The sequence below is a fragment of the Comamonas sp. SCN 65-56 genome (genome assembly GCF_001724135.1).
Taxonomy (GTDB): Bacteria; Pseudomonadota; Gammaproteobacteria; order Burkholderiales; family Burkholderiaceae_C; genus Comamonas_C.
Window position 1 is genome coordinate 24,920 of sequence record NZ_MEDS01000012.1, and the last position, 12,094, is coordinate 37,013.

Sequence of the window (12,094 nt, forward strand, 5' to 3'; positions counted from 1 at the left end):
CTCGCGCACTCAAACGAAGCGCTTGATCATTGCCATGATCTGCTCGAACTTCGGCCCATAGGGCGGGTAGAAGACCTCGCCGACGTTGAAGCGCGACTGGGTGAACACCGGCTTTTCCATGCTCAGGCGCGCAAAGCCGGTTTCTGAATGGTAGGCGCCCCAGCCACTGTGGCCGACGCCGCCAAACGGCAGGTTCTCATGCGCGAAGTGCATCAGCGTGTCGTTGATGCACACCCCGCCGCTCACCGTGCCCGTGAGGATGCGTTCCTGCGCCTTGGCATCCTGGCCGAACCAGTACAGCGCCAGCGGCCGGGGGCGCGCGTTGATGTAGGCGATCGCGTCGGCCGGGCTCTCGCAGGCGAGAACGGGCAGGATGGGGCCGAAGATTTCCTCCTGCATCAGCGCGCAGTCCTCGGGCACGTTGAACGCCAGCAGCGGCCTGAGCTGGCGCGAGGCGCTGTCGCCCGGATTGCCGGGGCCGATGTCGACGATGCGGGCGCCGCGGCTGCGTGCCTCCTCGACGGCCGTTTGCAAGCGGTCGAGCTGCGCCCCATTGATGATGGCTGCGTAGTCCGGGTTGTCGGCAATGCCGGGAAAGAGCCTCGCCACGGCCTCGCGCATGCCGTGCTCGAAGGCCTCGTGCCGGGCCTTGGGCAGCAGCAGGTAGTCGGGCGCGATGCAGGTTTGCCCGGCGTTGAGCAGCTTGCCGTGGGCAATTTTCAGCACCGCATCGTTGAGGGTTGCCGAGGCATCGACCACACAGGGCGACTTGCCGCCCAGCTCCAGCGTCGTCGGCGTGAGGTTGCGCGCGGCCGCTTGCGCTACCAGCCGCCCGGTGTGGGTGGAGCCGGTGAAGACCAGGTGATCGAAGGGCAGGGCGGCAAAGGCCTGCGCCATCGCCGCACCGCCCAGGTGCACGCTCAGTTCTTCGTCGGAAAAATGGCTGTGGATCAGCTTGGCCAGCAGGGCGGAGGTGGCAGGCGTGTGCTCGCTGGGCTTGAGCAGCACGCGGTTGCCGGCGGCCAGCGCCGTGGCCACCGGGCCGAGGGCGAGCTGCACCGGGTAGTTCCAGGGCGACATCACGCCCACCACGCCCAGCGGCTGGCGCATCACATAGGCCTTGGCGGGTTTGAGGTAGAAGGGCGTGGCCACCGGCCGAGGCTGCATCCACTCGGCCAGATGGCTGTCCAGCTGGTGCAGCATGGCACGCAGCACGAACAGGTCGGCGATCTCGGTGAGCGCGGCCGAGCGCATGCCGAAATCCTGCTGCACGGCCTGGCTCAGCGCCTGGGCGTTGTCCTGCACCAGCGTGCGCAGACGGCGCAGGCGGTCGCGGCGCAGGGCCAGCGGGGTTTCGGGTTGGGAGCGGGTGGCAGCGTGCTTGAGGTCGAAATCCTCGCGCAGTCGGTCCAGGTGCTGGTCGTGGGTATCGCAGGCAATCGTCATGGGGTGTCGGTCTGGATGGCCGCGGCCTTTTTGCGCGGCGCGCGTTGGCGCGTCGCTGTTTTTGCGGCGGGCGCGGTCTTTTTGGCGGGTGTCGCTTTCTTTGGGCGAAAGGCCTGCTCCAGCTCGTTCATGGCTTCGCCCAGGTAGACGGCGATGCGCTGCATGCTGGGCACCGAGGTGTGGCAGGCGACAAAGCCGAAGTCCATCTGGCCGTTGTAGCTGCAGCAAGTGATGTTCATCGCCTGTCCGTGGGTGGCGATGGAGGCGGGATAAATCGCCAGCAGTTCGGCCCCGCGGAAATATAGCGGTTTGGCGGACCCGGGCACGTTGGAGATGGTCATGTTGAACATCGGGCGGACGCGCCCGCCCAGGCCCAGCAGCATGGTGAGGATGGTGGGCCCCATGAGCAACATGGTGTATTGCGTCATGGCCTGGCGCGGCAGGCTTTGCACATGGGCCTTGGCCTCGCGCGTGGAGGCCTGGATGGCCTGCAGGCGCAGCCGCGCATCCTCGATGTCGGTGCCCAGGGTGGCGACGATGAAGCTGATCGCGTTGCCCGTGCCGTCGTCATCGCTGGGGCGCACGGAAATCGGAATGCCGGCGGTGAGCGGCTTCTCTGGCAGCGCATCGCGCTCGATCAGAAAGCGGCGCAGTGCTGCGCCGCACAGCGCCAGCACCACGTCGTTGAGCGTGGCACCCGTGGCGTCGCACACCGCCCGCATGCGCGCCAGCGGCACCTGCTGCGTGGCAAAGCGGCGCTTTTCGTGCACCCGGCCGTTGAACAGCGATTGCGGCGTGTTGAACGGCACGGCCAGGCCCTCGGACGGGTCGCCGATGCGGCGCATCATCTTGCCGAAGGCCGACGCCAGATGAGGCAGTGTCGCGGCACCGAGGTTGAGCGCTTTCATCGCGGACGCCATCACCTGTGCCATCGAGGGCGCAGGCCGCTCCTTTTTCTCGCGCCGCTCGCCCTGCGCCGCGCTCTGGTCCCAGAACGGCGGCTGTTTGAAGCTGGCCTTCTGGCTGGTTGACATGGCACGCTGCAGCATCGCCATGCCGCTCACGCCGTCGATCAGCGAATGGTGCATCTTGACGAACAGTCCGAAGCGGTCGTTTTCCAGGCCCTCGATGAGCGTGCATTCCCAGGGTGCGCGCGTGAGATCGATCGGCGTGCTCTGCAGGCGCCCGACGAGCTCGCCCAGTTCGCGCTCGCCGCCGGGCCAGGGCAGCGCGGCATGGCGGATGTGGTATTCGAGGTCGATCTCGTCGGCCTCCACCCAGCAGGCCAGTGGATTGATCGTGAGGGCGGACTTGAGCTTCAGATTCCACGGTGGGGTAAAGGCCTGATGCGCGCGAAACTCCGCCAGCATGCTGCGCAGATAGTCGCGTGGTGCGTCTGCCGGCAGCTGAAAGATCAGCAGCCCGCCCACATGGTTGGGCGTGACGCGCGAATCGGTCACCAGCCATGCGAGATCCACCGGGTTGAGGCGCTTGTGTGTCATGGTGCTGTGTCTCCGGGGTCATGCCTGCCCAAGGGGTTTCAAACCGCCGTGGCGGCTGGCGTGCGGCGGCCGGCTTTTTTGGCCGGCGCCTTGGCGGCGGGGGAGGCGCCCTTGGACACCGCGTCGGGTGCAGTCGCTTTGGTGCGCCGCGCTGCAGCCACCTTCTTGGCCGCAGGGCTTGCCAGCGCCTTGCTCTTGGCAGGAGCGGCAGCGCGCTTGCGCGGCGCGGGTGCCACGGGCGTGGCGGGCGTTGCCCCGCCCCAGGTCTTGAGCGCCTTGCGCGCCAGCTTCACCACCTGGGCGATGTCCTCATCGGTGTACATGCCCTTGACGCCGGAGATGGCCGAGAGCTTCATGCCGTGCCTGAGACCGAGTTTGTAGATCTCCTTGACCTTTTCCCATTCGGTATCGCGCCCGACGGTAAAGACCTCGAAGCGCCCCTCCAGCGCCAGCACGATGGTCTCGGCCAGGCAGGCGTAGACCACGTTGGGCGGCAGGCCAATGCTCTTGAGGCCCTTGACCTTGGTCGGCAGCTCGATTTCTCCCGATTCGATCACCAGCACGTCCGGGCGCTTGGCCACTTCCTCGGGTGGCAGATCGAGCGGGCGCGCCACGTCGGTGATGACGCAGCCGGGCTTGACCTTGGTGATGTCCAGAATTTTCTTGCCCGCGCCCGAGGTGGAGGTGACGATCATGTCCATGGAGCCGAGCAGCGCGTCGTAGTCGGTGGCGCAGACCACCTTGGCGTCGGGCGTGTCCTGCAGGATGGAGGCCTTGAGCTGTTCGAGCTTCTTCATGTCGCGCCCGGCGATGACCACCTCGTCAAACGCCATTGCCAGCAGGCGCGCACTGACCGAGCCGATCGAGCCCGAGGCGCCGATCACCATGGTCTTGGCCATCACTTTCTTGCTCTTGGGATCAAGCTGCACCAGACCCATGCGTTTCATCGCGTCGGCCGCGGCCCAGAGCGCGCCCGAGGCGGAATAGCTGTTGCCGGTGGTGATCGGCAGGCGCGAACGTTTGGCGACGGTGACACCGGCGTCTCCCACCACCTTGGTGAACGCGCCCAGGCCCATGATTTGCGCGCCCATTTTTTCCGCCAGACGCGAGGCTGCCAGCAGCCGCCGGTAGGTGAACTCCGGGCTGCGCGCGAGCATCTCCCTGGGCGTGCCACCGACGGTGATGAGCCAGCCCTCGGCCTCGGCGCCGGTGGGCGAGACGATGTTCTCCATCTTGCAATAGACCCAGGGCGGCATGTGCGCGGCCATGCTCTCGACCTTGTTCATGATGAACTTGGGCGTGGCCTTGGGGATGGGCAGGCCCTTGCGGATGAATTCCTGGCTCAGCGGGTGGATCACGAAAGCAAAGCGGCGGATGTCGCGGAATTTGCCGGTAGGGTGCAGCAGACGGGGCTTGAGGTCGAGCTCATCCAGGATCTCGATGAAATCGTCGTCGGAGACATCCTCGGGCGATTTGCCGAGCTTGGCCAGAATCATGGCTTCGATCACGTTCACGCCCACCACATGCTCGAACAGCTTGGGCGAGACATCGATCACCAGGTTGACCTTGCAGTGCTTGAAGAAGGCAAGGCGATCGTCGTCCACGGCGGAGGTGATGACGGTCTTGCCCTCCAGATTGGCGGGGCTGCCCGCCGCCTTGATCTCGTGGAAGGTGCCGACGATCACGTGCGACTTGTGCACGGCCGCGGCCAGACGGTTGTTCTTGAAGGCCGTCAGCGCCGATTCGAGCAGCTCGCCCGGTCTGCCCGAGAGCACCAGATCGCGCCCCTTGGCGTACAGCTCCAGTTGCGTGAGCGAGGTCAGCAGCTTGGGCGCGCCGGTTTGCGTGAGCGCATCGGCAAACTGCAGATTGGGCGTGTAGTCCGACAGCGCCAGCGCCATGTCGTAATTGCGCATGCCGCTCAGGAACAGCACGATGTTGTTGTTGAAATAGTCCCTGAGTTCGTGTTGCACGTGACGCACGGCGCGCACCTGCAGCAGACGGCGCAGCGTGGCGCCGGTGGTGGCGGGCACGCGCGTGACGACGTTGAGCAGGCGCCGCGTCTCGGCGTTGATCAGCGTGCTCTGGCCGACATGCCAGTGGTCACCGATCTCGCCCAGGCCCATCGCGTCGGCGCTCGTCTGGTGGCGGCGCAGCAGCTCCCAGGCCTTGGTGGTGTCGTTGTCCGCGCCCAGGCGCTTGACCTGGAAGCGCTCGCCGAGGAAATCGGTGGTGAAGCTGAAATCCTGCCTGGACGAACCGAGTGACACGGTGACGATTTTTTTCATGCTTTGTCTCCTGAGGGGTGTTTACGATGTTTTTATGGCCTTGGCGCTTTTGGGGTCTGCGGCTGCAGCTTCCTTTTTTATAGTTCGTTTGCGTGCAGCCTTGGGTGCCGAGGTGGTTGAGGTGGTCTTGGCGGCCCTGGTCGCCTTGGGCTTGTCGGTGGCGGGTTTTCCGGATTCCGCTGGCAGCAGACTGCGTATCAGCGATTCGCACTGGCTCTGCGTCATGTAGCGCGGCACGGGGTAGCCGGTGTGGGCTTCCTTGAGCGCGGCGCGCGCAAGCGAGGAGATGTCTTCCTTGCGCAGGGCCTGCAGGTGTTGGGGAATGTTCAGGGTGTGCAGCAGTGCATCGACCGCATCCAGGAAGGACTGCGCACGCTCGGTTTTTGAGAGGCCTTGCAGGTCTGCGCCGGTCTTTTCGGCCAGCAGCGCCAGCCGGTCTTCGATGGCGGGCGCGGAAAACCGCAAGACATGCGGCAGCACGATGGCGTTGGCCAGCCCGTGCGGCGTGTGGTAGCGCCCGCCGAACTGGTGCGCGATGGCATGCACATAACCGACGTTGGCGCGCGTGAAGGCCATGCCGGCAAAGGTGGACGCCAGCGCCATCTGTTCGCGCGCCTGCAGGTCTGCGCCCGTGGCGTAGGCCGTGGGCAGGTTCTTGAAAATCATGCCGACGGCCGCCAATGCCAGGCTGTCGGTCTGCGGGCTGGCCCAGCGGCCGATGAAGGCTTCCACCGCATGGGTCAGGGCATCGACTCCGGTGGCCGCGGTGACCGCGGGCGGCAGCCCCGCCATCAGCACCGGATCGAGCGCCGCCATGCGCGGCACCATGCGGGTATCGACGATGACCAGCTTGGATTGGCGCTCCGGGTCGGCCACCACGGCGGCGACGGTGACCTCCGAGCCGGTGCCCGCCGTGGTGGGCACGGCGTAGATGGGCACGGGGCTGTGCAAGCCCTTGAAGTAGCCCGCCAGCTGGCGCAGCCGCTTGCCCGGGTTGCTGATCGCAAGCGCTATGGCTTTGGAAGCGTCAATCGAAGAGCCACCGCCGATCGCGACGATGGCATCGCAGTCGTTTTCCTGGTAACACTGGATGCCGCGCTCGATCAGCGGGATAGGCGCATCGGGTGTGATTTCGTCGAAAACGGCAAATTGCACACCGGCTTGGGTGAGTTGCCCGGTTAGCCCGTGGTGCAAGCCGAGCTGCACCAGCACCTTGTCGGTGACGATGAGCAGCTTGCGGTGGCCAAAGCCTGCGATCGCCTGGCCCAGGCGGATGCTCGCATCCGGCCCGACCAGCAGGGTCGGCTGCGGGATGGGCAGCCAGCGGGTGACTTTGCCGGCCCCTTTCATCAAGGCGCCAAGGCCTGCCTTCTGGGCCGATTCCGGGATGAGGTCAAGCAGCATTTTTGCGGTTTCCGGTGGTTTTGGAGGGGGTTTTGCGCGCCGTTGCAGCACGCGTGCTGACGCGGGGTGAAGCGGTCTTGCGCTTGGCAGCGGCGGCCGCTGGCTTGGCATCGGCGGGTTCTTCCGCCTTCCCGAGCGGCGCTTTCGCGGGGCGGCTCTGGCTGAAGTCCACCGCCATGTCAAAGCCCTTGCGGGTGAACTCCAGCACCTCGGCGAATTGCGCGTCGCTGAGCTTGCGCGCCGCATCGTTGGCGCGGTAGATATTGGCCAGCTCCCGCTCGCGCAAGCCCTGCACCACCAGCAGGCCAATGCCCATGTCTTCCAGCGCGCGCCAGAGTTTGGGGTTGTACTTGCGCGTGAGCGTCATTACCAGCGACAGCGGGTCGCGCCGACCGAGCACCGCCGCCAGGCGCAGGATGACCTCGAACGGCAGTGCCACCTTGCCCTGTTCGGCCTGCTCGATCAGGCTGGGGTCCTTCAGGTCGATGGCAGTGCCCAGCTCCGCCAGCGTCATCCCGGCGGACTCGCGCCACTGGCGCAGTTGCTGCCCGGCCTGGGCGACGGCCGCTTTCTTCTTCGGGTCGCTCAGGCTCGATTGAGTCACGTTCAGGCTCAGGTCCGTGAGCTGGCCCGCGGTCTGCAAAAAGGTACCGGCCCAGCCCTTGGCCTGATGGATCAGGCCCAGCCAGCGCGGGTCTTGCGCAACGTGCTTCTTGGCGGATGGGGGCATGGTGTGTCTCCTGCAAGCGCGATGGTGTTGTTGTGTCCCGAGCGTGACGATACCCAAAATCAGCGGCACTCGGCCGTTTTTGCGCCGCCGCGGGTTCCGATCCAGGTGAGGATGCGCGCAAGCAGCTTCAAATCGCGCGCCATGGCGACATGGCCGACGCCGGCCACCAGCCAGTTGCTGCCTGACGGGAAGGTGGCTGTGGCAGGCGGGAAAACGATCTGGTCGGTCTGCGCATGCACACTCAGCCGGGGGATCTGCGACAGGCGTTCGCTCTGTTCGGTTTCGCGCTGCTGCAAGGCCTGCAGCCAGGGGCTGTGCTGGCGCATCTGCTGCCCGTTGGGTGTGTGCGCCAGCCTGGAGAGCCAGGTGCCGCGGTGCGGCGTGCCCAGCGTCACGATGCCGGCGATGCGCTGCTCTGCATCGGGCGTTGCCGCAGCCCAGACGCGCGCCACCAGACCGCCCATGCTGTGGCAGACCAGCCAGGGTTTGGCGCTGCCCAGCGATGCGGCGCGCGCGACGGCGTCGTCGACCAGCGGGATGTAGCGGTCGATGGGGCCGAAAACCGGCTCCAGGTTGACGCTGGCGTAGGGCCATCTTCGGTGCGTGAGTTCGCGCATCCAGCGCCGCCAGATGCCGCGGTTGCAGACATAGCCGTGGATCAGCACCAGCGGGGGTTGTGTGCTGTCGTGCGCGCCGCCCGGCAGGCTGTCGGGGTAATCGCGCCAGCGAAAGGCCTGCTCGAAGGTGAACACCGACAGGCATGCGCGCGCCTCGCGCAGCGCGGCGTCGTGGAAGCCGGGCCAGGTGACCGCGGGCGTGGGATCTGCGCAGCGCCGGCTGATCGCTCGCGCCCACAGCATGAGCAGGATCTGGCTGAGCCCGAGCACGGCCAGCAGCAGCAGCGCCGCCGCTGGCAGCCACAGCCACCAGGGCATCCCGGCCGTGCGCGGCCAAAGCCGCAGCAGCAGTGCGCAAGAAAGCAGCCCGGCCAGCAGCATTCCTATCTCGCGCCGGGCGAGGGCGGACACTGTGGCTGGGGCGGGCGTCGAAGCGTGCTGCATGGTGGGTGTGTAGCGTAGTCAGTGCCCTGCGGGCTTTCAAGGTCCAACTCTAGAGTGGACACTCTACAAGCAGCAGCGCTTGCGTTCCATGATGTCTGCGTTCTCTTCCTTCAATGCCGTCCACCATGTCTTCCATCCCCTCGCACGGCCACGCCCAGGCGATCCGGCGCGACCTGCAGGCCATCCAGCGCCTGCGGGCGCAGGCGGCTGACGACGGCCTGCGGGATGCCGTCAACGCGATCAAGCAGTTTCAGTCCCGCCGTTTTTCGGCAACCTATGCCGATTGCCTGCACGGCGGGCCGATGCGGCCGGCGGCGCAGTTCTTCCTCGACGAGCTCTACGGTCCGCATGATTTTTCCCGGCGCGACGCGCAGTTCGATCGCATTGCGGGCAGCATAGAGCGCTTGTTCCCGGACCATGTGGGACAGCTCGCCGAGAACCTCGCGCGGCTGCATGGCCTGTCGGAAGCGCTGGACTTTACGATGGCGCAGCATTGGCGCGCCTGCCCACCCGCATCCACGTCCGTCGAGCGGTATGTGAGCAGCTGGCGCCAGACGGGATCGCAGCAACAACGCCACGAGCAATTGCAACTGGTGACCGAACTGGGCGACGCTCTGGCGCGACTCACGCGCATGAAGGCCTTGCGGCTGGCGCTGCGCATGATGCGTGCGCCCGCCAAGGCTGCGGGTCTGGCAGCGCTGCAGCGCACTTTGGAGGCAGGCTTTGATGCATTTGCCGCCTTGCCCGATCCGCAGGCCTTCCTGTCACTGGTGCACGAGCGCGAAGCGACAGCGATCGACACGCTGTTTCAGAGCGACCGCGCCGCCGCCTGCGCCTGGTTGCAGTCGCAGCTGGGCGCAGCCTGAGCCTTTTCATTTTCTAGACTGCACGCTCTACCAAAGCACAGCCGTCGTCCCTACAGTTCCGTCATCGCACCACTTTTTCTCACAGGAGATTTCCATGGCTACCAAGAAGACCGCTTCCACCGCTTCGAGCAAGCGTCCCGCCGCTTCCAAGTCGGCTTCCAAGACCGCTGCCAAGACTACTTCCAAAGCGTCTGGCAAGAAGGCATCGAGCAGCAAGAAGACGCTGCCCTATCCCTTCGCCAACCTGCCGCTGCCGGCGCCGCTGAACGAGAAGGCGCAGCAGATCTGGGCCGCCGGCCTCGCGGCCTTTGCCAACGCGCAGGCCGAGGGCGGCAAAGTGGGGCAGTTGTTCGAGACGCTGGTCCAGGAAGGGCAGTCGCTGCAGCGCAAGGCGCAGGATCTGGCCGGCATGCGCGTTCAGAAGGCGCAGGACCGCATCAACTCCATCGCCAAGGACATCACCGCCACCGCCGCCGGCAAGCTGGACCGTTTCGAAGGCATTTTTGAAGGCCGTGTGGAGCGCGTGATGGACAAGTTCGGCGTGCCCTCGGCGCGCGAAATGGGCCAGCTGCTCTCGCGCATCGAAGAGCTCAACGAGCGTGTGGTGCAGTTGACCCAGGCCATCACTGGCAAAGTCATGGCACCCGTGAAGCAGGCGCGTGCCGCCAGCGCCAAAGCGGCAGCAAAGGCGCCCGCTGCAAAGAAACCGGCTGCAAAAAAAGCGGCTGTCAAAAAGAGCACTGCCAAGCAAGCCAAGCCGAAGACGGCGTTTGACGAGGTCCAAAAGGCCTGAACCATGCAGGGAGCACCCGCGGGTTGACCTGCGCGGCGGCTCCCCCGAGAATGCCTTTCGGCGACGCTGGTGCCGCCGTCTGTCTATCTGAAACCCTAGCGCATGCCCACCAAAGCCAAGGCCTTGCCTGCTCGACCGATGACAAAGCCCCGGGTGGCCCTGGCGCTGGCGGGCGGCGGTCCGCTGGGGGCGATTTACGAAATTGGCGCGTTGTGCGCGCTCGATGAGTGCCTGTACGGGCTCAAGCTGCACCAATGCAGCGATTACATCGGCGTGTCGGCCGGGGCCTTCATTGCGGCCGGTCTGGCCAACGGCATTCGCCCGCGGGACATGTGCCACATGTTCATCGATGACCCGCTGGCCGATGAAGACTTCGACATGAACGCGCTGCTGCGCCCGGCCTGGGCCGAGGTGCTGCAGCGCAGCGCACGCGCGCCGTGGCTGCTGGCACAGGGCTTGTGGGGCTGGGCCGCGCAAGGCCATTCACTCGGCAGCATTCTGGAGACGCTGGGGGCGGCGCTGCCGACGGGCTTGCTGGACAACGAGGCCGTGCACCGCGAGATCGAGGCGCTGCTCACGCGCAAGGGGCGCTGTAACGATTTCCGCCAGCTCAAGGCCAGCCTGACGCTGGTGGCCACGGACCTCGATAGCGGCGATGCCGCGCCGTTCGGCCAGCCTGGATGGGAGCATGTGCCGATCTCGCGCGCCATCGTCGCCAGCGCAGCCTTGCCCGGGCTGTTCCCGCCGGTGGAAATCGACGGACGCCACTATGCCGACGGCGCGCTCAAGAAGACCATGCACGCCTCGATCGCGCTGGAGCAGGGTGTGGACATTCTCATCTGCCTCAACCCGTTGGTGCCGTTTCTGGCCAACCAGGGCGTGACGGAGCGCGAGCGCATTCCGCCGCTGGTGCGCGGCGGCCTGCCCGTGGTGCTGAACCAGACCTTCCGCTCGCTGATCCACTCGCGGCTGGAGCTGGGCATGAAGCATTACGCGCAGGATTATCCCGACACCGACATCGTGCTGCTCGAACCCGACCACCGCGATGCGCAGATGTTTCTGGCCAACACCTTCAGCTACCGCCAGCGCCGCGAACTGGCCGAGCACGCTTACCAGCAGACGCGGCACTGGTTGCGCCTGAATGCGGTGCGGCTGACGCAGGTGTTTGCGCGCCACGGCATTGGCTTTGACGCTGAAATGCTGCACGACAAAAATCGCCATCTGGTGGTTGGCATGCTCCAAAGCCCTGCACCCGCCGCGCGCCTGAATGCGGTGCTCGATGCACTGGAGGCGGCCATGAAGACCGGGCTTGAACCCAAGCGCGCGCCCGCATGAAGCCGCGCAAGGCCCACCCCACGGCAGAGCGCATCCTGGCGGCGACGCTGGCCTTGTACAACCGCTTTGGCGAGGCCAATGTCTCCACCGGGCTCATCTCCAGCGAGTTGGGCATCAGCCCCGGCAATCTCTATTACCACTTCCCGGCCAAGGAAGAGCTGACCAATGCGCTGCTGGAGCGCTACATGCGCGCCGTCGAGCCACTGGCGCAGGCGGCGGCCGAGGTGGGCAGCCTGGAGGACGCGTGGTTCCTGCTGCACACTTGGCTGGAACATATCCGCGACTACCGCTTCATCTACCGCGACATCAGCGATCTGATTTCGCGCAACCGCCATCTGGAGCAGCAATTCAGGCAATTGCTGGACCGCAAGCAGCAGGCGATGCAGGGCATGGTCAGCGGCCTGGAGCGCCATGGCGTCATCGATATCTCGGGCAGCGAGCGCGAGCGCCTGAGCGGGCAGCTGGTGTTCACCATCAATTACTGGCTGAATTTTGAATACGCGCTGCAGCCGCGGCTGGACGAGCAGCCCGAGCATGCGCAACAATGTCTGGTGCGCGGCGCCTGGCAATTGCTGGGGTTGCTCGCTCCCTACGTTCGCAGCGATGCGCGGCAAGAGCTGGACCGTCTGATGCAGCTCTACCAGTTGCCGGTAAGCCCGCCGCGCTGAT

At 65.9% G+C, this 12,094-nt stretch carries 10 protein-coding genes; 4 read left to right on the forward strand and 6 right to left on the reverse strand.

Translation table 11 applies throughout. From position 1 onward, the window contains the following. Positions 1-9 precede the first annotated feature (9 nt). Genes ABS45_RS08300 through ABS45_RS08325 form a run of 6 tightly spaced genes read right to left on the reverse strand, consistent with a single transcriptional unit; the run spans position 10 to position 8,431 of the window. Complete coding sequence (locus ABS45_RS08300; RefSeq protein WP_291554876.1) at positions 10-1,446, reverse strand: aldehyde dehydrogenase family protein; 1,437 nt, start codon at positions 1,444-1,446, stop codon at positions 10-12. Further along, on the reverse strand, positions 1,443-2,948 hold the full coding sequence (locus tag ABS45_RS08305; RefSeq protein WP_291554878.1) for a wax ester/triacylglycerol synthase family O-acyltransferase: 1,506 nt from the start codon (positions 2,946-2,948) through the stop codon (positions 1,443-1,445). Before ABS45_RS08305 ends, ABS45_RS08300 begins: the two co-directional genes overlap by 4 nt. Before the next feature lie 38 nt (positions 2,949-2,986). Further along, a complete protein-coding gene (locus ABS45_RS08310) occupies positions 2,987-5,236 on the reverse strand; it encodes a saccharopine dehydrogenase NADP-binding domain-containing protein (RefSeq protein ID WP_291554881.1) in 2,250 nt (749 codons plus the stop codon). Between the two features lie 21 nt (positions 5,237-5,257). Then, positions 5,258-6,640, reverse strand: coding sequence for an iron-containing alcohol dehydrogenase (locus ABS45_RS08315; RefSeq protein ID WP_291554883.1), 1,383 nt, complete (start codon positions 6,638-6,640; stop codon positions 5,258-5,260). After that, a complete protein-coding gene (locus tag ABS45_RS08320) occupies positions 6,630-7,370 on the reverse strand; it encodes a helix-turn-helix transcriptional regulator (protein WP_291554885.1) in 741 nt (246 codons plus the stop codon). The genes ABS45_RS08315 and ABS45_RS08320 overlap by 11 nt, the downstream gene beginning before the upstream one ends. Before the next feature lie 59 nt (positions 7,371-7,429). After that, positions 7,430-8,431: an alpha/beta fold hydrolase gene (locus ABS45_RS08325; protein ID WP_291554888.1), complete on the reverse strand. Its 1,002-nt coding sequence runs from the start codon at positions 8,429-8,431 to the stop codon at positions 7,430-7,432. A gap of 125 nt (positions 8,432-8,556) precedes the next feature. Here ABS45_RS08325 and ABS45_RS08330 point away from each other — a divergent pair, with 125 nt between their 5' ends. From ABS45_RS08330 to ABS45_RS08345, 4 genes are all read left to right on the forward strand, one after another. After that, on the forward strand, positions 8,557-9,297 hold the full coding sequence (locus ABS45_RS08330; RefSeq protein ID WP_291554890.1) for a hypothetical protein: 741 nt from the start codon (positions 8,557-8,559) through the stop codon (positions 9,295-9,297). Between the two features lie 94 nt (positions 9,298-9,391). Further along, positions 9,392-10,090 (forward strand): phasin family protein, encoded by a 699-nt coding sequence (locus ABS45_RS08335; RefSeq protein WP_291554891.1) that lies wholly within the window; start codon positions 9,392-9,394, stop codon positions 10,088-10,090. 102 nt (positions 10,091-10,192) lie between these two features. After that, positions 10,193-11,425, forward strand: coding sequence for a patatin-like phospholipase family protein (locus ABS45_RS08340; protein ID WP_291554893.1), 1,233 nt, complete (start codon positions 10,193-10,195; stop codon positions 11,423-11,425). Further along, complete coding sequence (locus ABS45_RS08345; RefSeq protein WP_291554895.1) at positions 11,422-12,093, forward strand: TetR/AcrR family transcriptional regulator; 672 nt, start codon at positions 11,422-11,424, stop codon at positions 12,091-12,093. The genes ABS45_RS08340 and ABS45_RS08345 overlap by 4 nt, the downstream gene beginning before the upstream one ends. The last annotated feature ends 1 nt before the right edge of the window (position 12,094 follow it).

Excerpts from the sequence above, each read along its gene's own strand:
- ABS45_RS08315 (WP_291554883.1), bottom strand. The coding sequence starts at position 6,640 with ATGCTGCTTGACCTCATCCCGGAATCGGCCCAGAAGGCAGGCCTTGGC.
- ABS45_RS08310 (WP_291554881.1), bottom strand. The coding sequence starts at position 5,236 with ATGAAAAAAATCGTCACCGTGTCACTCGGTTCGTCCAGGCAGGATTTC.
- ABS45_RS08340 (WP_291554893.1), top strand. The coding sequence starts at position 10,193 with ATGCCCACCAAAGCCAAGGCCTTGCCTGCTCGACCGATGACAAAGCCC.
- ABS45_RS08305 (WP_291554878.1), bottom strand. The coding sequence starts at position 2,948 with ATGACACACAAGCGCCTCAACCCGGTGGATCTCGCATGGCTGGTGACC.
- ABS45_RS08335 (WP_291554891.1), top strand. The coding sequence starts at position 9,392 with ATGGCTACCAAGAAGACCGCTTCCACCGCTTCGAGCAAGCGTCCCGCC.
- ABS45_RS08300 (WP_291554876.1), bottom strand. The coding sequence starts at position 1,446 with ATGACGATTGCCTGCGATACCCACGACCAGCACCTGGACCGACTGCGC.
- ABS45_RS08320 (WP_291554885.1), bottom strand. The coding sequence starts at position 7,370 with ATGCCCCCATCCGCCAAGAAGCACGTTGCGCAAGACCCGCGCTGGCTG.
- ABS45_RS08325 (WP_291554888.1), bottom strand. The coding sequence starts at position 8,431 with ATGCAGCACGCTTCGACGCCCGCCCCAGCCACAGTGTCCGCCCTCGCC.
- ABS45_RS08345 (WP_291554895.1), top strand. The coding sequence starts at position 11,422 with ATGAAGCCGCGCAAGGCCCACCCCACGGCAGAGCGCATCCTGGCGGCG.
- ABS45_RS08330 (WP_291554890.1), top strand. The coding sequence starts at position 8,557 with ATGTCTTCCATCCCCTCGCACGGCCACGCCCAGGCGATCCGGCGCGAC.